Origin of the sequence: Tenacibaculum jejuense (genome assembly GCF_900198195.1) — a bacterium.
Classification (GTDB): Bacteria; Bacteroidota; Bacteroidia; order Flavobacteriales; family Flavobacteriaceae; genus Polaribacter; species Polaribacter jejuensis.
Genome location: NZ_LT899436.1, coordinates 2,327,808 through 2,354,589 on the forward strand (window position 1 = coordinate 2,327,808; position 26,782 = coordinate 2,354,589).

Consider the following 26,782-nt stretch of genomic DNA (forward strand, 5'->3'; position numbering starts at 1 on the left):
ATGAACATCAAAAACAATATTAAAAAGGTATTATTTTTTGCATCGATTACAATATTCATGTGGTCATGTACAGAAGATTTAAATATCATACCTAATGATGATCAAACAACTTTAAGTGAAGAGTTATTTAAAGATGAAGATGCCTATAAAGAGGTTTTAGCTGGTATATATGCTAATTTTTCGTTAACAGGTACAGATGGAGCTGAATCTTCTAATTTAGATGGTTTAGATGCAGGAACAAGCCAATATGGTCGTACATTATTGTATTTACAAACGCTTGCTGCAGATCAAATGATATGGTCTTACGAAAATGATCAGGGAGTTGCAGAAATTCAACGTAATACTTGGAATGCTCAAAATCCTATTATTTTAGGGATGTACGAAAGAGCTCGTGCTTCTGTAAATTTTGTAAATAATTTTTTAAATGAAACTACTCCTGAAAAGTTAGATTCTAGAAATGTTTCAGATGCTACGCGTCAAGAAATTGTAAACTTTAGAGCTGAAGCAAGATTAGTAAGAGCTTTAGCTTACTATCACTTAATGGATTTATTTGGAAAAGTTTCTTTTTCTGATGAAAATTCAATAGTAAATACTCCTCCAGAAGAAGCTTCAAGAAGTGAATTATTTACTTTTATCGAAAGTGAATTAAAGGCTATTGAAGCTGATTTAATAGATCCAAGACAGAACGAATATGGTAGAGCTGACAAAGCTGTTGCTTGGATGATTTTAGCAAAAATTTATTTGAATGCTGAAGTGTATATTGGTAGTGACCGTTACACAGAATGTATCGAATATTGTAATAAAATTTTAACTGCTGGATATACTTTAGCTCCGAATTATTTAGATTTATTTAAAGCAGATAACGACCAAGGAGCTGCAAGAAATGAAATCATTTTTGCTTTTATTTCTGATGGATCGCTAACTCAAAATTTTGGACCAACTACAGTTATGACTAATGGTGCGGTTGGAAGTATTGAGAAAAACGGAGATGCTCTTGGTGTTACTACTGAAGGTTGGGGTGGTGCATTACGTGTAAGAGCTCAATTTGCAAATCTATTTAACGGAGGCGCATTTATAACCGATACTAGAAATACATTAACAAAAGCAGGTAGAACTGTTACTATTACTGATATAGCTGATAGAGATTCTGGTTTTATTTTAGCTAAGTATTCTAATATTACTTCAGCTGGAGTTGCTGGTGGTAACCAAACTTTTGTTGATACAGATTTTCCTTTATTTAGACTAGCAGATGTAAATTTAATGTATGCAGAAGCTGTATTAAGAGGTGGTTCTGGTGGTTCAATAGGTGAAGCTATCAAATTAGTGAATGATCTAAGAACAAGAGCTAATAATCCACAAGCAATTACAGCTACAGATCTTACATTAGATTTTGTTATTGATGAAAGAGCTAGAGAACTACACTGGGAAGCACACAGAAGACAAGATTTAATCCGTTTTAACCGCTTTACAGGAGGTAATTACAATTGGGCTTGGAAAGGAAATGCTACAAATGGTATTGCACTACCAAATCATTTCGACTTGTACCCTATTCCTGCAAGTGCTTTAGCACCAAACCCTAATTTAACACAAAATCCAGGTTACTAAACAATTACTAAATCAAAATGAAAAATAAATTTATATATAAACTATCTTCATTAGTCTTATTAATTTTTATTGGTATTGGTTGTGAAGATAATTCAGAAACTTTTACAGTTTCTGACGGAACAGCACCGGATTTAGGTGCCATAGGAATTAGCGAAATAGAAATAGATCAAGTTAACGTGAACAACCCAGCGGTTACTTTTAATTGGTCTAGCGCTGATTATGGACAACAAACAGCAGTTGTTTATGATGTAGAATTTTCTACGGATCAAGCTTTTACTAACCCTATAATAGGAGCTTCTGTTACAGGTGAAAATGCTGTTACTTTTTCTATGGGAGAATTAAATACAGCGGTTGGTAACGCAGGATTAAACCCTTTTGAATGGGCTGACATCCATGTTAGGATTGTATCTTCTTTAGGGAAACAACGTACTAGTCAAGCTAATTCAAATGCTGTTTCATTACGCGTTTTCCCTTTCTACAATTATATTTTCGATGACTATTTCCTAGTAGGTGATGGTACAGCTCCGGGTTGGGAAAATGACAATGAAAACCCTGCATTATTCAGAGATGCTAGTGATGAAAATTTATTCAAGTATACTGGTTTCTTCAGTGATGGTCAATTTAAAGTACTTGAAACAAAAGGAGCTTGGCAACCACAATGGGGAACTAACGACGGAACAACTATCGAAGTAAATCCTGGAGGTGGCGATGATCCTGAGAGATTTCCAACAGCAGGTGCTGCAAATATAACTCCTGGTTTTTACACGTTCACTATTAATTTTGCAACACAAGATTTCACATTTGAACCTTTTGACGCTTCAGGAGCAACGAGTCCTAGTACTTTAGTTTTACAAGGAACTGGTGTAAATGCGCCTATAACATTAACTCCATTAGCTTTTGATGGACATATTTGGAGAGCTTCAACAGTTCGTTTGAAGCCTGGAGAAGTACAATTCTTGGCAAATGGAACTGACACTTGGGGAAGTGATACTGCTTTTTCAGGAATAGCAACTAACGGTGGAGCTAATATTCCTGTAATTGTAGAAGATAATTATGATATCTGGTTTAACGATTTAACTGGAGAATATATACTTATTCCATTAAACTTATAACTATTACAATGAAAACAATATTAAATAAACTATCTTTCACAGTAATAGCCGTAATGCTTTTCTTTACTGCTTGTGAAACAGAAGAGAATATTACCGTTACTTCACCTGATCCTACTTTTGAGTTGGAAATGCCAGGAATATCTAATGTATTTTTAAATTTTTCATTACCTGATAATCCAGCATTTACAATCACTTGGAAAGATCAAGTTACTTCTTCTTCATCATATGAAGTTGAAATGGCGACAGATGATACTTTTACTACTCCAATAGCATTGGGAAGTACGTCAGATAATTCATTTTCTATGACTGTTACTTCTTTTAATGAGGCTATTAATAATGCTGGAATCACAAATTTTGATAATATTCCTGTATTTATGCGAGTAAAAGCAGGAGATCAAACTAGTAATCAAATCTTATTTTTAGTTACTACCTACCCTATAAATGCTCCTACTTTTGATAGCGGTTTATCTGATGGTGATTCTTTTACATTATCATTAGATATGAATGATCAAAATGCACTTGAATTGGTAATTAACGATCCTGTTTTAAATGCTAACATAGGAGTTACTGTTCAATACTTCTTAGAAGCTGCAGCTGTAGGAACTAATTTTGCTACAATTGAAGAATTAGGTACTAGTACAGATAATGCGAATATCAATATCACACATGCTAAATTAAATACAGTTGCACAAGCTTTAGGAATTGCTCCTGATACAACTGGAGATATTGAAATTCGTTTACGTTCTGTAATTACTAATGGTACTAGTGATACATTAGAAAGAATTGGCACACCAATAACAGTAACTGTAGGTACTTATTTAACTGTATTAGATTTATCTACTACTTGGGGAATTGTTGGTTCAGCTGCTAATGACTGGGGAGCAACTCCAGATTTACCTTTCTTTAAGACTGATGTAGATGGAGTATTAGCTGCTTATGTTACTTTAATTGATGGTGAAATCAAATTCAGAGAGAATAACGATTGGGCTGTAAATTATGGTGATACTGGTGCTGATGGTTCTATCGAATTAAACGGTGATAATATTGCTGTTACTGCTGGTTCATATAAAGTAACATTAAATTTTAATGATAACACCTATACACTTGAAAATTTCTCTTTAGGAATTGTAGGTTCTGCTTACAATGATTGGGGAGCAACTCCAGACTTCATGTTAGAATATGATCAATATTCAGATGTTTTTAGAGGTATTGTTACTCTACTAGATGGAGAAATGAAGTTAAGAATGAATAATGACTGGGCAGTGAATTATGGTGATACTGGTGCTGATGGTTCTATTGAATTAAATGGTGATAATATTGCCGTTACTGCTGGTATTTACATTGTTACTGTAGATTTAAATAATAACAATTATACTTTAGAACCAATCACAAATGTATGGGGACTTGTAGGTTCTGCATTTAACGATTGGGGAGCAACTCCAGATGCACAGTTCACAAGAGATTGGTCTAGACCATTTGGTGATGTTTGGATTTTAAGAGATGTAGAATTATTGGATGGTGAATTTAAATTTAGAGCAAATAACGATTGGGCTGTAAATTATGGTGATACTGGTGGTGATGGTACATTAGAATTAGGTGGTGATAATTTAACTGCAACTGCAGGAACTTATACTATCATATTAGATTTTTCTGATGCCGCTAATCCAACATATACGATTCAACCTTAATAATTTAAGACATATGTAACACAAAAGCCATCCTTAAACTTTTATAGTTAATGGATGGTTTTTGCTTTTTAATTATACCTTATGAAGAAAATAGTACTTTTTTTAATCCTTTGTATTCATATTTCATTATTTGCGCAACAGCAAAACGTAACGTTTTCTGTGTCCCCCACAACTTTTAATGAAGATGAAGAGATTACTATTACTGTTACTAATGTAAATCCTGCAATGTGGGGAGTAACAGATATTTATTTATGGACTTGGTCTTTTGATATTAATGATGATAACATCATGGATTCTCCTACTAATGGAACTTGGACGAATTCTAACGAAGCTCAAAAGCTAACTAACAATGGAGATGGTAGTTATTCAATTAGTTTCACCCCTACTTCATTGTACAACAGAACTGATATTGGCCGAATAGGAATACTTGTTAAAGCTAAAAATGGTACTGGAGATAAAAAATCTCAAGATCAAGTATTTGAAGTTGGTAAATTTCAATTAACATTAACTTCACCTAGCTCTTCTCCTACCATTATTAATTCAGGAGATGATGTGACAATAACGGCTACAGCTAGTTTAAATGCTAACTTTAATTTAAAAGCTAATGGTGCTTCTGTAAATATGCAAAATAACAGTACTAATTATAGCTTTACTACAACTGTTACAGCTACAACAGATTTTGAGTTAGAAGCCGTAAACGGTACTGATACAAAAACAGCTAATTTTCAAGTTCTTGTAAAACCTACTGTAGTTGAAGAGAGTCTTCCTTCAGGAATAAAAGATGGATTAACATTAAATCCAACAGATAATACAAAAGCTACTTTAGTTTTATATGCTCCTGGGAAAGAGTTTGTTCATGTTATTGGAGATTTTAATAATTGGACGTTAAATGATTCTTATTTATTAAAAAAAGACACAGCTAATGATCGTTTTTGGATTGAATTAACAGGTTTAACTCCACAAACAAATCATATGTATCAGTTTTTGATTGATGGTTCTTTACGTGTAGCAGATCCCTACTCTACTGTTGTTTTAACTGAGAGTAACGATCAATTTATAAATGCTACTACTTATCCTGATTTACCTGCTTATCCGACAGGAAAAACAAATCATGCTGTTACATTATTAAGAACTGGAGATACACCATATGCTTGGGAAGTAACCAATTTTAATCGTCCAGCTAAAACTGATTTGGTAATATATGAGGTTTTATTACGTGATTTTGATCAATTACATAGTTTCGATGCTTTAAAAGCTAGATTAGATTATATTCAAGGTTTAGGTGTAAATGCTATTGAATTAATGCCTGTTAGTGAATTTGATGGAAATGAATCTTGGGGATACAATCCTTCATTTCATATGGCCTTAGATAAATATTACGGAACTCAAAATGCTTTTAAAGCATTAGTTGACGAATGTCATAAACGAGGAATCGCAGTGATTTTAGATGTTGTATATAATCATGCAACAGGACAGAACCCTTTCTACAGAATGTGGAATACTGACAACGGAAATTATGGCGGACAAGCTTCTGCTGATAGTCCTTTCTTTAATGCAACTGCAAAACATTCTTTCAACGTGTTTAACGATTTCAATCATAGTCAACAAGCCACTAAAGATTATGTAAAACGTACAGTGCAATATTGGATTGAAGAATATAATATTGATGGCTTCAGATGGGATTTAACAAAAGGATTTACGCAGAATTGTTCTGGATCAGATGATGCTTGTACCAATAGAATGCAACCAGATAGAGTTGCTGTTTTAAAAGAATACGCAGATTATCAATGGGATATCGATTCTGATTTTTATGTAATTTTTGAACACCTAGGAACCAATCAAGAAGAATCAGAATGGGTAAATTATCGTTTAGCTGAAGGAAAAGGAATTATGATGTGGAGCAATTTAAACTCTAATTATAACGAAACTACCTTAGGGTTTCATTCTGGTGGAAAATCTGACTTTTCATGGATAGATTATAGAAATCGTGGCTGGACTGTTCCTGCAAATATCGCTTATATGGAAAGTCATGACGAACAACGTTTAATGTTCAAAAATTTACAGTTTGGAAATTCTAATAGCACTTATAATGTAAAAGATTTAGCAACTGCCTTAAATAGAATTACAAGTGCAGGCGCTTTTTATTTTACAGTTCCAGGACCAAAAATGATTTGGCAATTTGGTGAATTAGGTTACGATGTAGATATTGATTTTAATGGTAGAACAGGAAATAAACCAATTCGTTGGGAATATGCAGACGAAGTGAACAGAAAAGCTATTTACGATGTTTGGGCAAAACTAATTGCTTTAAAAAAACAAGAGGATATTTTTAGAACTTCCGATTTCACTTTAGATGTTAATAACGCAAATGGTTTAAAGAAAATTCAACTGACAAATGATAATACTTCAGATGATTTACAATATGTTACAATCATTGGTAACTTCGGAATTACAGCTCAAGCAATAAATCCATCATTTCAACAAACAGGAACTTGGTACGATTTATTAGATGAAACTAAAACTATAAATGTAACCAATACCAATGCTACTCTAGCACTACAACCAGGTGAATTTAGAATTTTTGGTAGTGATGCAGTAACGTTATCTACAGAAGATATTGAAAATAATGAAGATGTATTACGTGTATATCCAAATCCTTCAAAAGGTTTTATTTCTATAAACAAAGAAGTTTCCGATGTAAAAATCTATGATATTTCTGGGAAACAAGTTTTATATTTTAAAGGAAATTACAATAAGAATCATACATTCTCTTTACAGCAATTATCACAAGGATTATATTTCATTAAAGGGAAAAATAACAATAATTTGTTTTCTTATAAATTGCTAGTCAAATAAAAGTTCCATTAAACACTTACTAGACCGTTCTTTGAAGAACGGTCTTTTTTTTATTTCAAAATTTAAATAAATCAATCTCTTTTTAGACTTTATTCTTTTCATTATCAATATTCTTATATTTGGTGAAGATAGTTTTTACTGAGAAAAATTATCTTCAACCAAAACCTCTTATTTAGATTCTAAAATTAATAATGAAAAAAAACAATTTCACACTCCTGTTATTGCTAATAGTTACGTTGTATAAATTAAATTGCCAAAACCAATATTGTGATGATATAGCAAAAAAAATGAATGCTATAGTAGATGTAGATAAGGCCTTACAATATGGAAATTCACAATTATCTGGGGCTAGTATAGCTTGTAAAGCTCAAATTTATAGAATTTTAGGAGTAAAATATCATTTAAAAAGAGAGCTAGATTCTTCTTTATATGCTTTTAATAAGGCTGCAGAATTGAGCAAGAAAATAAATAAATATGAAAATGTTGCGTATGCCTATTCTCAGAAAGCATTTTTATTAACCACAAAAAATAATGAAGAAAAAGCTACATTAGCTTTACAAAACGCTCGAGAAGCTTTAAAAAAAGCTCCTAACAGTACGGAATGGTCTACTTACTATTCTGCAAGAGCTAAATTAGCCGATAAAAATAAAGCTTATAAAAAAGCAATTATTTATTTAGACTCTGCTATTCAGCTTTCTAAAAAATTGGAAAAACCATTTGATCTAACTACAATTTACCATAATAAAGGAGTCTATTATATTAGACTAGCTAATTATGAAAAAGCTACAGCTCAATTAATGAAAACCTTAGCACTCAAAGAGGAAAAAAAAATGGGGCCAAATTCAATTGCTAATACATTGTATTTAATAGGAATATGCAATATGCGATTAGAAAAATATAAAAACGCATCTATATTCTATAAAAGAGCTATAGCAAATTCAAAAAAAGGAAATAATAAATACATTAGGCTTTTATCATTTATAGAAATCAGTATTGCATATCGTGGACTTAAGAAGAATAATATTGCTTTACAGTTTTTAGATTCTGCAGAAGTAATTGGAAAAAACATGGAGAATAATGCTAGATTATCTCAAATTTATAGCGAAAAAGGAATAATTTTATCTGAAAATAAAAAAAGATTAAAAGAAGCTGAAAAATATTTGAAGGGTGCTTATGCACTTGGAAAAACATCAAGTAATTATTTAGTTACTATTTCTAGTATTGATCGAATGGTGAACTTCTATTTAGATCAAAAAAATTATCCTAAAGTTAAACTGTACCTAGAAGATCTTAAACACACTATTTCAATAACAGATATTGCTTATTCTAAAGAAGCAATGCACAAGTATTATAGTGAGTACTATGAAAATACTGGAAAACCTACCTTAGCTCTTGAGCATTTTAAAAAATATCATAAGATTAGAGATTCTATAGCTAACAAAGAAACTAAAACAAAAGTCGCTGATTTAGAAAAAAAATACGATAGCCAGAAAAAAGAGCTGGTTATAGCTAATTTGACAGAACAAAAAGAATTACAAAATTTAAAAATTCAAAAATCTGAAGCAAAGAAAAATACATATTTAATCATTACTTTATCATTATTAATACTACTGTTTACGGGAATTTGGGCGTATTCAAAATTAAAAAAACAACGAAAAGAATTAATCGCGGTAAATCAAATTAAGAATAGACTATTTTCTATCATTGCACATGATTTAAGAAGTATGATATTACCTTTTCAACGCTCAGGAAAAATTCTTAAATATCATATTAAAAAAGGAAACTACGATAAAACTGTGGTTTTATCTGAACAACTAGAAGCAAATTCACAACGCTTATCTAATACATTAGACAACCTCTTAGATTGGTCTTTAAAACAATTAAACGGTTATAAAATGAATCCGATTTACATTTCCGTTAAAGAAGAACTTTTAGAAATAATTTCTGGTTATGAACAACAAGCAAATTATAAAAAAACTGTAATAGAAATTGAATCTGAAGAGAATATTGAAATTTTATTTGATAAAGGTGCTTTTCATGTAATTTTTAGAAACTTAATTAGTAATGCTTTAAAATACACCGAACAAGGCTTAATTAAAATTTCATTTAAGAAAGAATATGATGATTTTATTTGCAATATAAAGGATACAGGTGTGGGAATGTCTTCAGAACAAATAGCATCTATTTTCAATCTAGAAAACAAAAACACCACTACAGGTACACATGGTGAAAAAGGTACAGGTTTAGGATTAAAATTAGTCCACCGTTTTATTGAAATCAATAAAGGAAATATTAAAGTTTCATCTGAGAAAGAAAAAGGAACCTTATTTGAAATGAGAATCCCAATTGTACCCGAATCTGAATTAGAGGTAGTTTAATTTATATGATTAAACTACTTCATTTATGATTTGTTTATCAGTTTTTGAATTTCAGCTTCAATTATATTCTCTCCTTCATATCCAATAAACTCTTTAACCACTTTCCCTTGCTTATCAATTAAAAAACTATGAGGTAGTAAATTTACTTTATATATATAACTGACAGGATCATTCATTCCTTTCAAATTCGATAAATTCTCCCATTTATAGCTGTCTTTTTTTATAGCTTCTTGCCAATCTTCTGTTGTTTCATCTAATGAGTAACTTATAATAACTAAGTCATTTTTATATTTGGCTTGTAAAGGAGTAAATTCTTGTTTGTTTTGAACATGACACCAAGTACACCAATTAGCCCAAAAGTCTAATAGAATTATTTTGCCTTTATAATCTGATAACTTAACATAATTTCCTTTAATCGTTTTTGCTTTAAAATCAACGAAGTTTTTACCTATTTCTACTCTTTTAGAAGAAAGATAATTACGAAGCAATTTTCCATCTGTAGATTTCTTAAGATTATCACTTAACTTATTATATACTATTGATAAATTATCTGAAGAAAATTTATTCTTTAGAAATACAATTTTATGTAATGAAAACGGATTATTACTATGCTTAAAGATAAGTGCTTTTTGATCTTTTTGAATGGAATCAAAGTATTTAGTAACCAAAACATTTAACTTATCAGGATCTTTAACTGTCTCTAATAACTTTGACATTTTACGATCATAAGTATCAATAACTTGATAATATTTATGAGTAATATTATTAGTTTCGTCATTCTCGACTTTTATTTGCTTAAACTGATTAAAATCTCCCTTAAAAAGTAAATCTTGTTTATTGTACCAGAAATACAAATTTTGTTTTGTTGAATTTTTAGGATTAACTATTTCTAAAGTATATTCTCCTTTATCAATACTATCATTTAGTTCAAAAACAAATTTCTCTTTAGAAGAAATTACAGTTATTTTTTGATCACTTTTAGTATTTGGATTCATACTGATTTTACAACCAGCTTCAAGATGAACTAAATCGCCTTCTATTAAATAGTTTTTATTTTTTGTTTGATTACTACATGAAGTTATCAAGGCAACAACTAATATTATTAAGATAATTCTCATTTCTTTTTATTTAAGTATTTTTTATTCTAAAATTAGTACTTAACGCTAATAAAGAAGTTTTAATGTATATGAATTTTGCAATTTTTTTAAATATAAGCCCAAGCAACTATAACAAAAATAGAATTTTAAATAAGAAAAAACTATAATAATAGTCTTTTAACACATAAAATTAAAAACATAAAAAAACCGTTCAGAAAAGAACGGTTTCTCTTATTTATTTACAGCAAATATTTCTTTTAGCTGTTTTACCATATTTCCATTTCCAGAAACAGAAATCTCACCAATTTTATCAGCAATTTTTTCTACATATTCCATTTCCTTTAATTTATACAGCATTTCATTTTCTTCCATTAATTTAGCTGTATTCAGTAAACTTCTTGTTGAAGCTGTTTCTTCTCTACGAGTAATAATATTAGCTTGTGCTTTCTTTTGTGCAACTAAAACCTGGTTCATAATTTCTTTCATATCACCAGGTAAAATAATATCTCTAATTCCACAGTCTAAGATTTTCACACCAAGTTTTTTAGCTACTTCAACAGAAGCTTCTAAAACAACTTTCGAAACGTCTTCTTTGTTTTCTAATAATTCATCTAAAGAATATTGTCCAATATATTTTCTTAATGCTAATTGCATTGCAACATACAATTGCTTTTCATAGTCTTTATTCTCTAGTAAAGCTTTTTCAATATCAGTAACTTTATAATTCGTGTAAAAGTTGATTCTAATATTAGCTTTATCTTTAGTTAATAATTCCTGACCAGCAATTTCAAGTTGTAACTGACGCATATCTACTTTGCTTATCTTTACTGAAGTATTATTTCTCCAGAATCTGTAAGTTCCACCTGTTAGTGTTTTTGTGTACAAATCATCTACAAGTAAAACAGCTTTTTCATAAGAAAATACTTCAAAAGCTCTTATATACTTTGCTAGTTCATAATTTGAAAATAATGATTTGTCTATGTGTTCTGTAATATAAATTTTACTTGTGTCTACTTTCTGAAATTTTCTGTTAATCAAACCTTTCCAAAATAAATATCTACCTGCAGAAAGTATAGATTTAAAGTTATCATTTTCATAGACTAGCACTAGCTCATTATCTTTAACTTCAACTATATCTAGTAAACTAACTAAAGCTTCATCTTTTAGTAAGATTTCTGTAGCTACAGTAGTATGAAATTGATGCGATAAATCGTAAATCAGTATACTTTGATTAAATCCTAACCAGTGTACTCCTTCAGTAATTACTTTTTGGTAGTTTCCATTTTTGAAAACTAAGCCAACTTTTCCTAAGTGAATTCTTACTCTTTTCATTTTCCTTTTTTATTTAATTATGAGTCATTACGAACAAAATGAAGTAATCTATTATGTTATTTAAAAGATTTCTTCTATCATTTTCCTTCGGAATGATTATACTTAATTTTATAAAAGAAGTATTGCTAATGCTCTTTAATACACGGTCATTCGAATCTATTTAAATTTCTGTATATCGTTTTTTAAAGTGGATCAATTACTTCATTAATAATCAACTGACTTTAAAAAAGTTTATACTTCTGTTTAAATTCAAAACAGATAACAAGTATATCTCATGAGTGCTGACTAAACAACTCATTAGCAATACTTCAGTTTTTCATCAGTTTTAAAAGATGATGAGCTTTAACCTACATTAACAGTGTAGTGCTCTAGCCAACTGAGCTATAGAACTGCGTGAGTTCTAACAGGATTCGAACCTGTGCAAACAAAAACCAGCGAGAGTCGTAATCTCGAGTTTAAGACCGGATTCGAACCGGCTTACCTTTCGGCTTTCCATTTTAACTAGATTTTCAGTCTAGCGCGTCTACCTATTTCGCCATACCTCCAAATGTGGAAGTAGTGGGATTCGAACCCACACTAATTAACTCTATCGTTCTAACCTAACTAAACTACATAAACCCTAAGTTTATGGCGGGAATCGAACCCGCGACCTATAGAATGAGATTATTTTTTGGTGAATAATCAAAACCTTCAAGTCAAGTTGCACATGCATTACTCATACAAAACTGCAAGAATGCATACAATAGTGCTATACTGAAACACCCAACAAGACTCGCTTGATATTTTCTGTCATTACGAAAAAAGTGAAATAATCTATTTATTGATTTTACAGATTCCTTCGTTATTATTTCTTCGGAATGACGATATAAATTTTCAATGAACTTTTGTACCTCTTATCAGATTCGAACTGATACTCCTTATTAAGGCAGATTGGCTCTAAATGCGCTTCCCTACTCTACATCTTGTGTAATTCGGTGCTTCTGCAAATTCTATTCATTAGTAAGAGAACTACTAACAACATCATCCAATCACTTCATGGTTACGAAACAACCTTTTACCACAGCACTTCCCTTTATGCTAAAGAGGCGTTTATTTTTAACTATATATTGTCTTTTTAATTGTACCTCACTATACTCCTTGTTATAGTGAGGCTTTACTTTTTCTTTTCATTATTTCCCCCTCTCATCGGTTTCTTTTTTCATAATTGCACTACAAATATTATAGTTAATTGCGCATTGTTTTTGCGTAATAAAATTTATTATAAATTACACTACTTTATCTGCACAAGATGAACTTGCAAATGCATAAGGTTTAGCTTTAAATTCAAACCCCATTCCTAAAATATATCCCATAGCATCTTTTAGAGCAACGTTTGATTGAAATTTAGGATCTGTATTAATATCTGCATGAACCTCTAATGAAACATTGTATTTATCTAAAATATTACAGATAGCATACGCTGTTTCTACAGACATCGTAACTTCTTTAAGCATTCTTTCTTTAATGCTAATCTGTTTAGTTCCTTTTAGGTTTCTCATAAACATAAATCCACCTTTACCTTCGCGTAACACAACAATAGCTGTTGCATATTCAATATGTGACTTATATGCTTGTGAATCTGATCCCACACAAATTTTTAAATTGTAACCTTCACTTTGTTCTCTTACAATTGCTTTTTCAATAAGTGTGGTTATTGGTTCACAGAACTCTTTACCACTAAAATTTCTCCATTTTTGTTTTACAGTTTTCATTTTTCATTCATTTTGCATTTTATTTAGTGGAACAAACAGGATTTGAACCTGTATCTTCGGATTTTCAGTCCGACGCATTGACCAACTTTGCTATTGTTCCTTTTTCAATGATCAGTTATCAGTAGTAATTATTATTTTATTTATTGATCACTGATAACTATTAATTGTTCATTGAATTTTGGGGTGATCTCGGGATTCGAACCCTGTTCTTCTCATTCACAGTGAGATATTTTACCACATAAACTAAAACCACCATTTGTAAACCTGACAGGATTTGAACCTATACAACAAGAGTCAAAGTCTTGTATGCTAACCATTACATCACAGGTTTAATTCGTACAGGAAGAGAGATTCGAACTCTAAAAATTCAGATTCTAAATCTGACGCGTATACCAGTTCCGCCATTCCTGCTTTTTCAATGATTAGTTATCTGTAAACAATTATCATTTTTTTTCTTACTGATCACTGATAATTGTAAATTGATTACTGTTTACTTATCATTGTTTTGCTGAGGCATTGGGATTCGAACCCAAGACTCCCGTGTTAACAGCACGGTACTCTGCCAGCTGAGTTATACCTCAATTTTGGTGACTTTAATGTTAATTTTTAACAGCCAACTAATTTCTTTAACGTTAAGTCACCATACACACACCTTCTTTCTAGGTTTAGTCTAGAGAGCAGGATTCGAACCTACAACCTCCTGCATCCAAAGCAGGTAAACTACCAATTGTTATACCTCTAGTTTTAGCGGTTCATACGAGAATCGAACTCGTATCTCCCGAGAGACAGTCGGGAAGGTTAGCCATTAACCACAATGAACCTTTTTTTCAGTGATCAATTAATTATTAGTAAACGATGATTAGTTTCTTTATTAATCATTGTCACTGTTCACTGAACATTGTACTCCACCTTGGATTACTCATTCATACTTGTTGAATTAAGAAATCGTGAATACTTTGTATTTCGAACCAAGAATTCACACGGCTTAAACGTGAACTGCGTTCTTAATTTCTCAAAACACGTTTTGCTCATTAATCTTTACCATTTTGGCCAGTGGAGCAAATTGTACATCTACTAAGACTCGAACTTAGACTTAGAGATTCGTAATCTCTTGTGCTATCCTTTACACCATAGATGCTTGTTCGCACGTTCATAAGGATTCGAACCTTAACCCTGAGTTTTGGAGACTCAAATGCTACCATTACATTATAAACGTATTTTTGAGCATCTGTCGAGACTCGATCTCGAAACTGAAGATTGGAAATCTACTATGTTACCAATTACACTACAGATGCATTTTCAATTATCAGTAAACAATTATCAGTTTTAATTACCCATTGGTAATTGTTAATTGATTAATGTTTACTTGTTAGTGGAAGTAGTAGGACTCGAACCTACAAGCTCCGAAGAGACCAGATTTACAGTCTGGCGAGCCAACCAATTGCTCAATACTTCCTTTTCAATATTTCAATGATCTTCAATCGAGACAAGGATGAGATTCGAACTCACAAAAAACAGAGTTGCAGTCTGTCGCCTTAAACCATTCAGCCACCTTGTCATATTTAGTCTAGAGAGCAGGATTAGTTCGCCACACTTTTATATTTCTCTTTTGTGCTTATGAATGCTATGCATTTCGAACCTACAACCTCCCGCATCCAAAGCGGGTAAACTACCAATTTTTATACCTCTAGTTTTAGCAGTGCTGACGGGATTCGAACCCGCAACCCTCCGAGAGACAGTAGGATGCGCTAGCCATTGCGCCACAACACTTTTTGCAGAGAACAAAGGAATCGAACCTTCACCATTATCATGGACTTAATTAGCAGTTAAGCGTAACAAACCAATATTTACCTATTCTCCTTTTGTACTCTGTAAGGGAATCGAACCCTTATTTCCTGATAGAAAGTCAGGCGTACTTGCCGTTATACGAACAGAGTTTTTTTGCGGAAGAGGTGGGATTCGAACCCACACGAGTCGTTAACTCCGAACGGTTTTCAAGACCGTGGCCACCACCAAATTGGCTTGCTCTTCCAAATTTTCATAGCATAAAAAAAGCATCTCACTTTGATAAGGAGATGCTTTTAATCTTTATAAATGAATGTATATCACAATATACTTTCATAATCTATCTCCTTTTTATAACTAAAATCTAAATCCGATTCACTAAACAGTGAGCAACATTCCGGTAAACGGAATCCTAAATGATTGGCTGTGTTATGTTGTGGATATTGTTTCATGTTATTTCTGTTATTCGTATTATACTGAACTAATATATAGTTATTCTTTGTTGAAATTATATGTTGTTCAGCTTTATACATTTTTATTATTTGTTCTTTTTATATTTTGTTTTGTCTTGTTGTTTTTGACACTGCAAATATGGAACACTTTTTTTAACCACACAAGAAAAAAATGAATTTATTTTACTGATTATCAGTTATTTAGTCTTGATCCTGGACAATAAAAATCCTGTCCGTTTTTCAACGGATACTTTACTTGTTTACAAAAGTCTGTCTCTCAATTGTTTTCAGTTTTTATGCTTTTATTTTTATTTTCTTTAGTCTAACATTTTCTTTCAATTTTTTTCATAAAAAAAGCGCCCAATTTTCATTGGACGCTAGTATTTGTATTTATTTATTATTCATTTCATTCAAAGTAACTCTTGAAATTTGTATACATAGCATCCTTTTTCGCCTAATCCAGGACGAAAATCATAAGTACAAAGCTCTGATTGATTGCTAATATGTATACTTATTGTTTTCATTTGTAGTGCAATATTAGTTCATTTTTTGAAAATGACTAAAGATTTCATCATTTTTTTATTGATTTCACTTCATATTTTACTTTAAAAAGATATAATACAGAGCTGTTTTTTAAGTTATTAATCAAAAAAGTATATCAATTAACATATAAAATTGTATTTTGAGGTACTTATTTACCTATTAAAACCCCGAAATCCTTGTATGACTAAAAAAGTATTTTTAAAATTAGTTTTAATCTTAGTGTTTTTATCTGGAAAAGGTATTGTTCAATCACAAGCTCCATTAAATTCTTCACAACAATTTCATAAAACTAGTGGAGACGTTTTGGTGGGATTATTACCAGCAGTAGCTTTAACTTCTACTTTTATCTGGAAAGATAAGCAAAAAGGAACTTTACAGTTTACAAAATCATTTATGAGTACTGTAGTAGTTACTTCAGTTTTGAAATTAATTATAGATAAAGAACGTCCTAACGGAGAAAGCTTAAATAGTTTTCCTTCAGGTCACACTTCAATATCATTTGCTAGTGCAACTTTTATTCAAAAAAGATATGGATGGAAATATGGGATTCCTGCTTATGTTCTCGCCAGTTATGTAGGTTTTTCTAGAATTGAAGCTAAAAAACATGACGGTTGGGATGTTTTAGCTGGAGCTGCAATTGGTTATGGTTTTAGTTATTTATTTACCAAACCATATGATAAAAATGCACAACTCCAAATAACATCAGGAGTTTTAGATGACACACCTACTTTTGGGTTTAGGTATACTTTTAAATAAAAAAATCTCTAGACAAAAACTGTCTAAAGATTTAACTAAATTGAAACTATGAGTTTCTTAAACACCAATGCAAAATTTTTGCAATGTTCTTTGCATCATCTACACCTCTATGATGCGTTCCTTCTAAAGGAATATCCAAAATATGTAAAGCTCCTTTCATGCCAACTTTGCGTCGTAAAGCTTTTACTTCAGCAAAGAGTTCTTTTACATTAACATGTTCTTGCGATAAAGGATATTCAACACCTCTGATCTTACACTGATTTTGAATCATTTTTAAATCATAGGCCCCATAATTTGCCCAAACATATTCTTTAGCGTTATAATCTTCTCGAATTTGTCGGCAAGCTTCCTTAAATGAAATCCCTTCTTTATCTAACAAATCCTGAGTAATGGTAGTCAATTCTGTACAAAACGGACTTACTTCTGAACGTTCTGGTTTGACTAAAATTCCTTTATTTTTTGAAATTTCTCCTGATTCGATATCTAATTCACTGATACCAAATTCTATAATTTCATTTACTTGTCCTGCTGGAATTTTGCCATTCCAACAAGTAGCTTCTATATCTATTACAATTATTTTATTTCCTCTTAATTTCATTTTCATTAAATATTTTGATAAAACTATCTTTTTCAAGTACGTCTAAAGAAAAATCATAAGTTGCTTCTTCTCTATTCGTTACAAGTTCTCCACCTAATTCATAAACAATAGCTTCAAATGTTAGTGGATTATTCCATTGTTGGTATAAAGCTTTTGTAGCTAAGTCTGAAATTTCTGAATTACCAGAAACTCTTGCATGACCCGCTCCAAAATTTAATAATACAAACGATTGCTGATTTTCTTCTGGTAAAATCATACCCAAAATGGTTTGCTTTTGTACAGAATTACATTTGATATCTACAAATAATTTATTAGGATCCATCATATATTCATTTTTTATACCATCTCCTCTACCAACAATTATTTTATAATCACAATCTTGTCTTCCAGAATAAACATTATTATTTACCAAAGTTGGTGCATTTAAACCTGTATTGGCATATAAATATTCTACAGCTCCATTTGGTGCATCAGTAATATCTCCAGAATACATTAAATCTCCATTACCTTGTTTATAAGTAGCATTCCATCCTACTTTACCTCCAATATTGATTCCTGATAAATCTAAATCATAAGCTCCCCATTTATTTTCCCAGTAGACACCAACAGCTAATTTTTCTCCATAGAATTTTGTTCCCGTTGGGATATTTCCTACGTACATTTTTTCTGATGTTGGTAAAGCATATTCTATATCTTTTGGAATAAATATTTTTTGCTCTGATAAATTGAATCTATTTTTCAAGTATGCCAGTAAGAAATCATAATTTAAGTCACTTGCATAAGTTGAACGTCCTGGTTTTACCCAAGATTTACCATTTCTTATACGATACATAAACGTATCTTGACCATTTTTTCTGATATAACAAGCACTTAATGCTTTAAATAAAGCAAATGGTGTTGCATTATCTAACCAATGCGTATCTTTTTCTAACAATAACGCATAGGTTACTTCATTTAATGGGTTAGATGTTAATGGTTTGTGATACTTTTTAGATAATTTACTAATCTTATTAATTGTTTTAGGCGCTCTATTTTTATAAGCTAAAAACAATGGCTTGAATCGATTAAAAATCTCTGCTAATCGCTCTAATCCGAATTTATTAAAAGCTATTGACGGATTATAAGAACTGTCTTTAATCGCTTGAATTAATTCTTCATTTTTAATTAATAATGTAGTGTCTGTAGTTCTATAAATTATATATCTGAAAAACTCTACTACACTTTCTGGATAAACTTGATATACATCGGCAATCTTAACAATTGCTTCTTTATTTTTTATTTGTTCTTTCCCAGTAAATTCATATTGCAATTCGTCTACTAAAATTGATAGAATATCGTCTATAGTTTCTTCTTTTAAAGCAATACCCGATTGTAGCAATGACAAACATTTTTTTGTCATTTCTTCAACTGTATATGCCTTAATTACTTTATAAACTAATTTTAAGTTTGGGACATTTAAAACTTCTGAAGGAATATAAATTTCACTTTTAAAATTACTTCCGTAAGTAGAAATATAATGTTGTATTTGTTCAACATACAATTCAAATCTCGTACTTGTTTTAATTTTATTCCAAGATTTATGGAAGGTTTTGTTTAAATCGTTTCCGCTTAACTGTTCACGAGTATAAAATTCTTCTATTTTATCTTTTGCCCATAAAGCGTCTTTTTCTATAATGAATCCTTCTTTAGAGATAAACGGACGATCATTATTTTCTGATTCTTTTGCTATTACAGCGTTAAACAATTTTAATGTTTTCATTTTCATAATATTTATAAGTGAGGTGTATTTAATGGAATATATAGGAACACCTTTTACCTATGTTTTAAAAAAAGACGAAGAGTAAAATGAACCTAAACATGTTCCGGAATCGAACCGGTATATAGGAACTCTTTTTGTCTTTAATAATCAACGAGAAGTAATTTTTCCTTTAATTGTGATTTTTATAGGAACTTCTTTTGTCGATTTGTGACTCAGACAGGACTCGAACCTGTAACCTCTAGAACCAAAAGTTTCTAGGAACTATTTATGCTTTTTAACAGCGAACAGTATAACAAATCTAGTGCTCTACCTAATTGAGCTACTGAGCCTGATAATACTAACGGAAAGTAATATTTAGGTGACAGCTAATGTTAAATAGGAACTTTCTTAGTCAGTATTTGTAGTTCGGGCAGGGATCGAACCTGCGACACACAGTTTGGATCTTTTCATAGGAACTATTGTTGCTTTTTCATAGCGAATAGTATTTTTCTGTTGCTCTACCGCTGAGCTACCGAACTATTTCATAATGTTAATGAACTTTTAATTTTGCCTCATCATACTCCTCGTTATGATGAGGCTTTTTTCTTTTTCAATCTTCCCCCTCTTCTTTTCAATTTCATAGATCTTTATTTCTTTTTCAGAAAGCAATTTGATTAATTATTGCTCTTTTTCATAATTACACTGCAAATATTGAAGTATATTGCGCATTGTTTTTGCGTAATAAAAATAATGTTATTTATTTTCATAAATTTTATCTCTACGATCAATTTCAGCAAGCGGACTTCCTTTAAATGTATCAATATTTACAAAGCCATTCGCCTCAGTAATTAAGGATTCAGAAGGTTTTACAGCTCCTCTCCTAACATTTCCATAATCGCCAGTGAGTTTTTTAGTAGCTGGATCAACATCTCCCCATAACTTATCAGGTTTTCCTTGATCTATAGGCTCTACATAATATGTAATTCCTGTTACTTTAGACTGAACAATAAATCTTCCTGAATTATCTGTGCCTTGTAAAAACCTTTTTAAAACTTCTCTTCTCATTTTTTTATTTTTAATGATTAAACTTAATTACTTCTTTTTCTTGTTTTTCTTTGCTTTAGCTTCTTTTTTCTTTTCTTTCTTTTTAGTTTTTTTCTTTTTCCGTGGAACTTTGTCTTTAATCCTATCTTTATGCTGATTAATTGTATACATGAAACTATCATTATACGTATGAATTTTTGCCTCTTTCAAAAAATCTAATGCTTTTTGATACGATCTTTTTTGTTCAAAAAGTCTTGCTTTACTTACATACAAAACCGCTTTGTCTGAACCTTTAATCTTTAAAGCAAAATCTATTAATTTTTCAGCTTCATCTAAATCTTCATTCCATAATAGAACATTAACATAATGCGGATAAATATGAAATGCGTTAATATCCTCGGCTAAAGCTTCAGCAAAATAACTTTTCGCTTTTTCATAATCATATAAACTCTCAGCATTAATGCGTCCAAGTAAACCTAACACCATAGTGTTTTTTTCATCATAAGCTAAAGCATAAGTTAAAGCTTCCATAGCTTCTTCTAAATCATATGGATATGCATCTAATGCTTTAAATATGTAATTATTCGTTAGTGTTTTCATTTTATTTTCTTTTTTTGTCACTTCGAGTGAAAGTATTCAAAATGAAATACAGAATACTTTTATATCGAGAAGTTCTCGATACTATTTTATTTCGACTTTGTATTCACTCCATCTTCATAAAAATCACTCGAACTAACAATTCTTTAAATTTTTAATCTTTAAATCTTTGATTAATTCAATTCTCTACGCAAATCATTTTTTAATTGATTACGTTTTGATTTATAGTTTTTCTTTTTCTGTTTTTGAATTTTAAAATCTGTTCCAGTAAATATTTGTACTGGATTTCCTCTTTCTATATTCAAATGATTTTCCCATTCTTGTTGTACCGATTGCTGTAATTGCTCAATAGTATTTGCCATTACTCGCTCTTTTAATCGTTGTATTGCTATCTTTTTATTTTGATGCTGTGATCTACTTTCTGATACCAATACTTGAATTCCTGTTGGAATATGTTTTGCTCTAATCGCAGAACTTACTTTATTTACATGTTGTCCTCCAGGACCAGAACTTCGTATGGCTTGAAATGCTATTTGCTTTTCATCTACAGTAGTTTTGTTTTTCATTTTTAATTCAAAACAACCGATAAACCAATTTTTACGTTTGTGATGTTTTCTGTATGTTGATGTACCAATCCATTTAATAGTGCCTAACCATTCTTTCAAAAATGAAGTCAAGTTTTTACCTTCAATTTGAATCGTAACCGATTGAACAGTTCCATTTTGATTCCCATTTTCTTTTTGAAGAATCGTATAATCAAACTTATTTTCTTCTAATTTTTTAATGAACGTTTTTAATACTTTAGCAACTACCCAAGTACATTCTGCAGGACCACGACCTGCGGTAAATTGAATTGTTTTTGTTTCCATGTTATTTTCTTGTTGTCAGTTCGAGTGATTTTAATCGAATGAAATGAGGTTCAAATTTTATCGAGAACCTACCAAACTCTTCTCGATACAAAAGCATTCTTTATTTCATTTTGAATACTTTCACTCGAAGTGACAAAGTGCCTTTAAGGCATTTTTGATAACAATGGATTACCTATTGGATTTTTTCCTTCTGATACTAATTTTATTGCGGTTTTTACTGCCCAACATTTATCACTTGAATGAATATTTGAATAAAAACTTAATAACGTTTCTGGCTGAACTACTTGCCAACCATTAACCTCAGTTGTTGCTATAGTTTTAGATTCAAAGAAATCGATTGTAACTCTAACTTCTCTTCCTGTTGGTAACCACTCTATTTTTTCGTATCGTCTAAAATTCTCTTGACTAGGCATATGATCGTAACGAGTCCAAACTTTTTCAAATCCATCATCTAATAAAATTTGCATTACAATTCCAACATTTTTAGGATTCACAAAAATGTCTATATCCTTATGATCATGTGCATGTTTGTATTCCTTATGATTCATTTCTGACATGAAATGCCAGGCCCATCCTCCAGAAATAACAATCCATTGTTTTAATTTTTCTAATATTTTTAGGCCTAATTCTATACGGTAATCAGGCCATAATTCTCCGTATCTTTTTGTGTTATGTTGTGCTCCCATCGTTTCTAGTACAATGAGTTAAAACTCATTGATTTTTCTTTTTAACTGTTTATTTTAATGCGTAAAATATATGATCGTACAATTTTTTGTTATACTAATGTCAGTTCGAATGATTTTATGAAGTAAAATTTTACCAAGAACAATTCGATTACTTCTCGATATAAAATTATTCTCCATACCATTTCAAATAATTTCACTCGAAGTGACAATTCTTAATTCTTCACTAAAAATTATTCATTGGTCACCGATCACTGAATTACTTATCCATTCTTACAATTTTCGGTGTAAAAGTTCCTATAACTTCTACCAATTCTTGTTGATTTGCCATGACTTTCTTTATGTTTTTATATGCCATTGGCGCTTCATCAATTCCACCTCCAATTAAACTCACTTGATTCATATTCAGTTGATGCTTAATATCACTTTTGGTGAACTTTTCTTTACATTTTCTTCTAGAATGTTTTCTCCCTGCTCCATGTGATGCAGACTGCAAACTTTCTTCATTACCCAAACCTCGAACAATGTATCCTGGTGCAGTCATAGATCCTGGAATTACTCCTAATTCTCCTTTGCTAGCAGGAGTTGCTCCTTTTCTATGTACAATTCGTTCTACTCCGTTGACTTGTTCTTTCCAAGCAAAATTGTGATGATTTTCAACCATTGCTAGTGGTTTTACACCTAGTAACTTTGCTACTCGTTTGTGAATATTATCATGACAAGCTTTAGCATAATCACCTGCTAAATTCATAGCTAGCCAATATTCTTGTCCGTCATGTGTATTTAAATCTAACCAAGCTAGATGCTGTACATTCTTTGGTAACGGACATTGTTTACTCGCTAAATAGGTATAATGTTTTGCTATATTAGCTCCTAAAGCTCTTGATCCACTGTGAGATAATAATCCCACATATTCACCTATAGGTAAATCAAACTCGTTTTTTTCATCAGTTATGGTTACAATTCCGAACTCTACAAAGTGATTTCCACTACCTGAAGTTCCTAATTGTCTGAATGCCTTTGTTTTTAAGCGCCTTACTAATGGAATATCTCGAAACTCACTACGTTCAAATATTTCATGATCTTGTTTTTTATCATGAGTTTCATACATCCCAAACTTTGTATGCTCTTTTAAAATATTCTCCATTTGATGTTGCTTTCCTTTGATATAAGAAGCTTTCATTGGATAAATACTTAAAGCCATTCTACAACCGATGTCTAACCCCACGCCATATGGAATTACTGCATTATCTGTAGCTAAAACTCCGCCAATGGGCAAACCGTAACCCGAATGTGCATCTGGCATTAATGCGCCTTGCACTGCTATTGGTAATTTTAAAGCATCGTATAATTGATACTTTGCTTGATCATCAATTTCGTTTTCTCCATAAATTGAAAATGGAGCTCTTGTATTTCGTAATTGATGCATTCTAACTTCTACTGGTTTTGTTAAACCTTCTGCAACTTTCCCCCAAATCGCATTTCCTTGATATTTTTCTGGATGAAGCAATACGTCTTTTGCTTCTTCTAAAATGCGCTCTTTCTTTTCCTTTTTTCTGTATCGGTTAATTTGCCCTAAGGCGATGTTTATGCTATTATTTTGTGGAAATCCTAAATTGATTAGATCTTTTCCTTTTAATCTCTTTCCCATGTTACTTTCCCATTTAAAATTGCTGCTATTGGATAGTTTTGTAAAGCTTTTAATTGTTTTTTAGCCTTAAGTTTATCCTTTGTAAAATCTTGGGTTGTCCAATAATCTTTTCGATTCCAACCACAAAATTTTGCGTTTGCTTTGTAGTATCTGTTTCTTAACAACTTGTTATCAAGTAAAGCATCTTCACTTTCTAACTCTGGATCAATTCTTTTAGAATGTGTTATATAAGCTCTCGTGTATTTTATACGATAGGCGCTTTTAGGAATTCGTACATAAAATCTTTTTCTAAGCTTTTTGTCTTCTGTTCTGTACGAATACACAGTGCACATCTTTTGTGCTTTATAACTTAATCTGTTAAATTGACGTTTACTGACTGTTGGAAAATCTTTATAGATCAGATATTTTGAAATTTGATGAAACCATTGTTGATCAGCTTCTTCTTTGGTTCTACCCCAAAATTTCTTCTCTATTGCATCGTATAATTCAAGAATCTCTTTCTTGTTTTTATATCGATCTACGTTTTGAGTTATAACGATCTCTTTAAACCAACCATGTCGAATTGGTTTTTCAAGTTTTATATAACCTAAACTTTGTTTTTGTTTCCAAATTTGATGTTGTCTTTTCAAGATACCACGAACCTCTTTAAGCCTTTTCGACTTTTTATGTTCTGGTTTCAATTATTTTCCTATTAAACGTTGCTTTGTTTGTTTCGGAAATGGTAATAAACTAAACGGAATTGTGTAGTATTAAAAATCCGAAACTTTGTTTTGGGCTTCGGACTTTAAACATATGGTATACTATTTATGAATGAAGTCACGAAGCTGTTGTGCATAAGAACCTAGTTCTCTTGTTACACCGATGTCTTTTCTTAAATTGAACATTTTACTTCGTTTTTTATGTGTTAAGTTTTAACTCCTTTTTTTTTTATAACAGTTAGACTCCCCTAACTATTATAATAAAGTTATTAAAACGATATTTTGTTTTTGCTTTAATTGCGATGCAAAGATGTGAGGCTTTTTTTTATTACGCAAGAAAAAAATGAATTTATTTTACTGAAAATCAAATACTTAAATTAAATCAAAAAAATAGAAATCCTGTCCGAATTTCTTCAGATAATTAATCTATTGTAATTGAGTTATGTAGTACTATTGACTCTTTTTTCAAAGGGCTACATTTTTTTCATAAAAAAAGCGTCCAAATTTTACAACTTGGACGCTTTTAAGTGATTTTATACTACAATAACCTATTTGTAACTCCATAAAAATCGCTTTTGAGCGTCCGATATGTGATTAAATTGCATTAGCATAGGTTATATTTTTGTTTTTGCGTTAATAAATATGTCAACAAATATGACAATTTTATTTGATTTATGGGCTTAGATTGATTTTAAATTAAATTCATACAAGTAGAATTCGATAAAATAAGGCTTTTAACAAGCTTCATTCATTAAGTATTTGATTCCTTTATTTTTTAAATCTCTGACTTTTCTCTTACCTTCTTGCCTACTTTCTCTATAACTAGGCCAATCGTCATAAGTTAACCAAGGGAATAACTTTCTTTCTGTTTCGTAATATCCTTTACTTTTTAACTTTTGTTTTAAAAAAGCGATTTGTTTATCTAATTGCGGATCTACATTTCGAGTATGGGTTACATAAGCTCTTGTGAATTTTATTTTATAAGCTCCTTTAGGTATTTTAATATAAAAACGAGTTCTTAAATTTTTTCTTTCAGTGTAATATTGAAAAGGAATACATAGTTTTTTAGCTTCAATACTTAGCTTGTTGTATTGTTTTTTATTTAAAGTAGGGGTTTCTTTATTGATTAAATATTTAGAAATCTGATATCTCCATTTTCGTTCTGCTTCTTCCTTCGTTTTAGCCCAAACTTTTTTCTCCACTAATCTATATACTTCTTCTATATATTCTTTGTTAGCATACTTATCTATAGTATTAGTAATAATTAGCTCTTTAAACCAACCATGTCGGTAAGGTTGATTTAATTTTATTAGTTTTAACTGAGATTTTTTTTCATATAGTACATCAAGTTGTCTATATATTTTACGAACTTCTTTCTCCTTTAGTTCTTTATTATTTTTTGGTTTCATAACAATATTTTATTTTCTTTTTCAATCTGGGGCAAATATGGAAATTTTCTTTTGATTTATAATTTTAGATTCGTTTTAAATTGTTTCTACAGGCTATAATATATCTGCAAAATTTCTAATTCACGTCGTAAATCTAATAG

General features: G+C 30.8%; 18 protein-coding genes and 15 tRNA genes. 6 read left to right on the plus strand and 27 right to left on the minus strand.

What is annotated here, in order from left to right; all coding sequences use genetic code 11:
* The 5 genes from AQ1685_RS10395 to AQ1685_RS10415 all read left to right on the plus strand — a co-directional run bounded on the left by AQ1685_RS10395 (position 1) and on the right by AQ1685_RS10415 (position 9,639).
* On the plus strand, positions 1 to 1,605 hold the full coding sequence (locus tag AQ1685_RS10395; protein WP_095071915.1) for a RagB/SusD family nutrient uptake outer membrane protein: 1,605 nt from the start codon (positions 1 to 3) through the stop codon (positions 1,603 to 1,605).
* Between the two features lie 17 nt (positions 1,606 to 1,622).
* Positions 1,623 to 2,717, plus strand: coding sequence for a SusE domain-containing protein (locus AQ1685_RS10400; protein ID WP_095071917.1), 1,095 nt, complete (start codon positions 1,623 to 1,625; stop codon positions 2,715 to 2,717).
* 8 nt (positions 2,718 to 2,725) lie between these two features.
* The gene (locus tag AQ1685_RS10405; protein WP_095071919.1) at positions 2,726 to 4,405 is read left to right on the plus strand and encodes a SusE domain-containing protein; all 1,680 of its coding nucleotides are present in this window, start codon (positions 2,726 to 2,728) and stop codon (positions 4,403 to 4,405) included.
* A gap of 81 nt (positions 4,406 to 4,486) precedes the next feature.
* On the plus strand, positions 4,487 to 7,261 hold the full coding sequence (locus tag AQ1685_RS10410) for an alpha-amylase family glycosyl hydrolase (RefSeq protein WP_095071921.1): 2,775 nt from the start codon (positions 4,487 to 4,489) through the stop codon (positions 7,259 to 7,261).
* A gap of 287 nt (positions 7,262 to 7,548) precedes the next feature.
* A complete protein-coding gene (locus tag AQ1685_RS10415) occupies positions 7,549 to 9,639 on the plus strand; it encodes a tetratricopeptide repeat-containing sensor histidine kinase (RefSeq protein WP_162288572.1) in 2,091 nt (696 codons plus the stop codon).
* 23 nt (positions 9,640 to 9,662) lie between these two features.
* On the opposite strand, the gene AQ1685_RS10420 is transcribed toward AQ1685_RS10415, so the two are convergent.
* From AQ1685_RS10420 to AQ1685_RS10495, 16 genes are all read right to left on the minus strand, one after another.
* Positions 9,663 to 10,757, minus strand: a complete 1,095-nt coding sequence (locus tag AQ1685_RS10420; RefSeq protein WP_095071925.1) for a TlpA family protein disulfide reductase — start codon at positions 10,755 to 10,757, stop codon at positions 9,663 to 9,665.
* Positions 10,758 to 10,967: 210 nt separating this feature from the next.
* Positions 10,968 to 12,068 (minus strand): slipin family protein, encoded by a 1,101-nt coding sequence (locus AQ1685_RS10425; protein ID WP_095071927.1) that lies wholly within the window; start codon positions 12,066 to 12,068, stop codon positions 10,968 to 10,970.
* A 1,265-nt stretch (positions 12,069 to 13,333) separates the two neighbouring features.
* On the minus strand, positions 13,334 to 13,819 hold the full coding sequence (locus AQ1685_RS10430; RefSeq protein ID WP_095071929.1) for a ribonuclease H-like YkuK family protein: 486 nt from the start codon (positions 13,817 to 13,819) through the stop codon (positions 13,334 to 13,336).
* Between the two features lie 27 nt (positions 13,820 to 13,846).
* Positions 13,847 to 13,919: transfer RNA gene (locus tag AQ1685_RS10435), tRNA-Phe, on the minus strand.
* 79 nt (positions 13,920 to 13,998) lie between these two features.
* A tRNA-His gene (locus AQ1685_RS10440) sits at positions 13,999 to 14,072 on the minus strand.
* Between the two features lie 6 nt (positions 14,073 to 14,078).
* Positions 14,079 to 14,150: transfer RNA gene (locus AQ1685_RS10445), tRNA-Gln, on the minus strand.
* 6 nt (positions 14,151 to 14,156) lie between these two features.
* Positions 14,157 to 14,230, minus strand: a tRNA-Leu gene (locus AQ1685_RS10450).
* 97 nt (positions 14,231 to 14,327) lie between these two features.
* A tRNA-Asn gene (locus tag AQ1685_RS10455) sits at positions 14,328 to 14,400 on the minus strand.
* Positions 14,401 to 14,488: 88 nt separating this feature from the next.
* Positions 14,489 to 14,561, minus strand: a tRNA-Pro gene (locus AQ1685_RS10460).
* 324 nt (positions 14,562 to 14,885) lie between these two features.
* A tRNA-Arg gene (locus AQ1685_RS10465) sits at positions 14,886 to 14,957 on the minus strand.
* Positions 14,958 to 15,042: 85 nt separating this feature from the next.
* Positions 15,043 to 15,114, minus strand: a tRNA-Gly gene (locus AQ1685_RS10470).
* Positions 15,115 to 15,192: 78 nt separating this feature from the next.
* Positions 15,193 to 15,275: transfer RNA gene (locus AQ1685_RS10475), tRNA-Tyr, on the minus strand.
* 28 nt (positions 15,276 to 15,303) lie between these two features.
* Positions 15,304 to 15,377, minus strand: a tRNA-Cys gene (locus AQ1685_RS10480).
* Positions 15,378 to 15,516: 139 nt separating this feature from the next.
* Positions 15,517 to 15,589 (minus strand) — tRNA-Asp (locus tag AQ1685_RS10485).
* A 95-nt stretch (positions 15,590 to 15,684) separates the two neighbouring features.
* Positions 15,685 to 15,756 (minus strand) — tRNA-Glu (locus tag AQ1685_RS10490).
* Between the two features lie 7 nt (positions 15,757 to 15,763).
* A tRNA-Ser gene (locus AQ1685_RS10495) sits at positions 15,764 to 15,851 on the minus strand.
* Positions 15,852 to 16,779: 928 nt separating this feature from the next.
* Here AQ1685_RS10495 and AQ1685_RS10500 point away from each other — a divergent pair.
* Entirely contained in the window at positions 16,780 to 17,355 is a 576-nt protein-coding gene (locus AQ1685_RS10500) for a phosphatase PAP2 family protein (RefSeq protein WP_095071931.1), read from the plus strand.
* A gap of 46 nt (positions 17,356 to 17,401) precedes the next feature.
* On the opposite strand, the gene AQ1685_RS10505 is transcribed toward AQ1685_RS10500, so the two are convergent.
* From AQ1685_RS10505 to AQ1685_RS10555, 11 genes are all read right to left on the minus strand, one after another.
* A complete protein-coding gene (locus AQ1685_RS10505; RefSeq protein WP_095075055.1) occupies positions 17,402 to 17,953 on the minus strand; it encodes a 3'-5' exonuclease in 552 nt (183 codons plus the stop codon).
* The gene (locus AQ1685_RS10510; protein ID WP_157730181.1) at positions 17,934 to 19,712 is read right to left on the minus strand and encodes a hypothetical protein; all 1,779 of its coding nucleotides are present in this window, start codon (positions 19,710 to 19,712) and stop codon (positions 17,934 to 17,936) included. The genes AQ1685_RS10505 and AQ1685_RS10510 overlap by 20 nt, the downstream gene beginning before the upstream one ends.
* Positions 19,713 to 19,920: 208 nt before the next feature.
* Positions 19,921 to 20,041, minus strand: a tRNA-OTHER gene (locus tag AQ1685_RS10515).
* A gap of 72 nt (positions 20,042 to 20,113) precedes the next feature.
* Positions 20,114 to 20,230 (minus strand) — tRNA-OTHER (locus AQ1685_RS10520).
* Between the two features lie 214 nt (positions 20,231 to 20,444).
* Positions 20,445 to 20,756 (minus strand): hypothetical protein, encoded by a 312-nt coding sequence (locus AQ1685_RS10525; protein WP_095071935.1) that lies wholly within the window; start codon positions 20,754 to 20,756, stop codon positions 20,445 to 20,447.
* A gap of 27 nt (positions 20,757 to 20,783) precedes the next feature.
* Positions 20,784 to 21,335 (minus strand): tetratricopeptide repeat protein, encoded by a 552-nt coding sequence (locus AQ1685_RS10530; protein WP_095075056.1) that lies wholly within the window; start codon positions 21,333 to 21,335, stop codon positions 20,784 to 20,786.
* 170 nt (positions 21,336 to 21,505) lie between these two features.
* On the minus strand, positions 21,506 to 22,201 hold the full coding sequence (gene prfH / locus AQ1685_RS10535) for a peptide chain release factor H (RefSeq protein ID WP_095071936.1): 696 nt from the start codon (positions 22,199 to 22,201) through the stop codon (positions 21,506 to 21,508).
* Positions 22,202 to 22,344: 143 nt separating this feature from the next.
* Complete coding sequence (locus AQ1685_RS10540) at positions 22,345 to 22,887, minus strand: hypothetical protein (RefSeq protein ID WP_095071938.1); 543 nt, start codon at positions 22,885 to 22,887, stop codon at positions 22,345 to 22,347.
* A gap of 256 nt (positions 22,888 to 23,143) precedes the next feature.
* On the minus strand, positions 23,144 to 24,535 hold the full coding sequence (locus tag AQ1685_RS10545) for an RtcB family protein (protein WP_095071940.1): 1,392 nt from the start codon (positions 24,533 to 24,535) through the stop codon (positions 23,144 to 23,146).
* Entirely contained in the window at positions 24,520 to 25,215 is a 696-nt protein-coding gene (locus tag AQ1685_RS10550) for a hypothetical protein (RefSeq protein WP_095071943.1), read from the minus strand. Before AQ1685_RS10550 ends, AQ1685_RS10545 begins: the two co-directional genes overlap by 16 nt.
* Before the next feature lie 752 nt (positions 25,216 to 25,967).
* Positions 25,968 to 26,642, minus strand: coding sequence for a hypothetical protein (locus tag AQ1685_RS10555; protein ID WP_095071945.1), 675 nt, complete (start codon positions 26,640 to 26,642; stop codon positions 25,968 to 25,970).
* Between the last annotated feature and the right edge of the window lie 140 nt (positions 26,643 to 26,782).

Coding starts and splice junctions, on each gene's coding strand:
- AQ1685_RS10395 (WP_095071915.1), top strand. CDS start 1: ATGAACATCAAAAACAATATTAAAAAGGTATTATTTTTTGCATCGATT.
- AQ1685_RS10400 (WP_095071917.1), top strand. CDS start 1,623: ATGAAAAATAAATTTATATATAAACTATCTTCATTAGTCTTATTAATT.
- AQ1685_RS10405 (WP_095071919.1), top strand. CDS start 2,726: ATGAAAACAATATTAAATAAACTATCTTTCACAGTAATAGCCGTAATG.
- AQ1685_RS10410 (WP_095071921.1), top strand. CDS start 4,487: ATGAAGAAAATAGTACTTTTTTTAATCCTTTGTATTCATATTTCATTA.
- AQ1685_RS10415 (WP_162288572.1), top strand. CDS start 7,549: ATGAATGCTATAGTAGATGTAGATAAGGCCTTACAATATGGAAATTCA.
- AQ1685_RS10420 (WP_095071925.1), bottom strand. CDS start 10,757: ATGAGAATTATCTTAATAATATTAGTTGTTGCCTTGATAACTTCATGT.
- AQ1685_RS10425 (WP_095071927.1), bottom strand. CDS start 12,068: ATGAAAAGAGTAAGAATTCACTTAGGAAAAGTTGGCTTAGTTTTCAAA.
- AQ1685_RS10430 (WP_095071929.1), bottom strand. CDS start 13,819: ATGAAAACTGTAAAACAAAAATGGAGAAATTTTAGTGGTAAAGAGTTC.
- AQ1685_RS10500 (WP_095071931.1), top strand. CDS start 16,780: ATGACTAAAAAAGTATTTTTAAAATTAGTTTTAATCTTAGTGTTTTTA.
- AQ1685_RS10505 (WP_095075055.1), bottom strand. CDS start 17,953: ATGAAATTAAGAGGAAATAAAATAATTGTAATAGATATAGAAGCTACT.
- AQ1685_RS10510 (WP_157730181.1), bottom strand. CDS start 19,712: ATGAAAACATTAAAATTGTTTAACGCTGTAATAGCAAAAGAATCAGAA.
- AQ1685_RS10525 (WP_095071935.1), bottom strand. CDS start 20,756: ATGAGAAGAGAAGTTTTAAAAAGGTTTTTACAAGGCACAGATAATTCA.
- AQ1685_RS10530 (WP_095075056.1), bottom strand. CDS start 21,335: ATGAAAACACTAACGAATAATTACATATTTAAAGCATTAGATGCATAT.
- prfH (WP_095071936.1), bottom strand. CDS start 22,201: ATGGAAACAAAAACAATTCAATTTACCGCAGGTCGTGGTCCTGCAGAA.
- AQ1685_RS10540 (WP_095071938.1), bottom strand. CDS start 22,887: ATGGGAGCACAACATAACACAAAAAGATACGGAGAATTATGGCCTGAT.
- AQ1685_RS10545 (WP_095071940.1), bottom strand. CDS start 24,535: ATGGGAAAGAGATTAAAAGGAAAAGATCTAATCAATTTAGGATTTCCA.
- AQ1685_RS10555 (WP_095071945.1), bottom strand. CDS start 26,642: ATGAAACCAAAAAATAATAAAGAACTAAAGGAGAAAGAAGTTCGTAAA.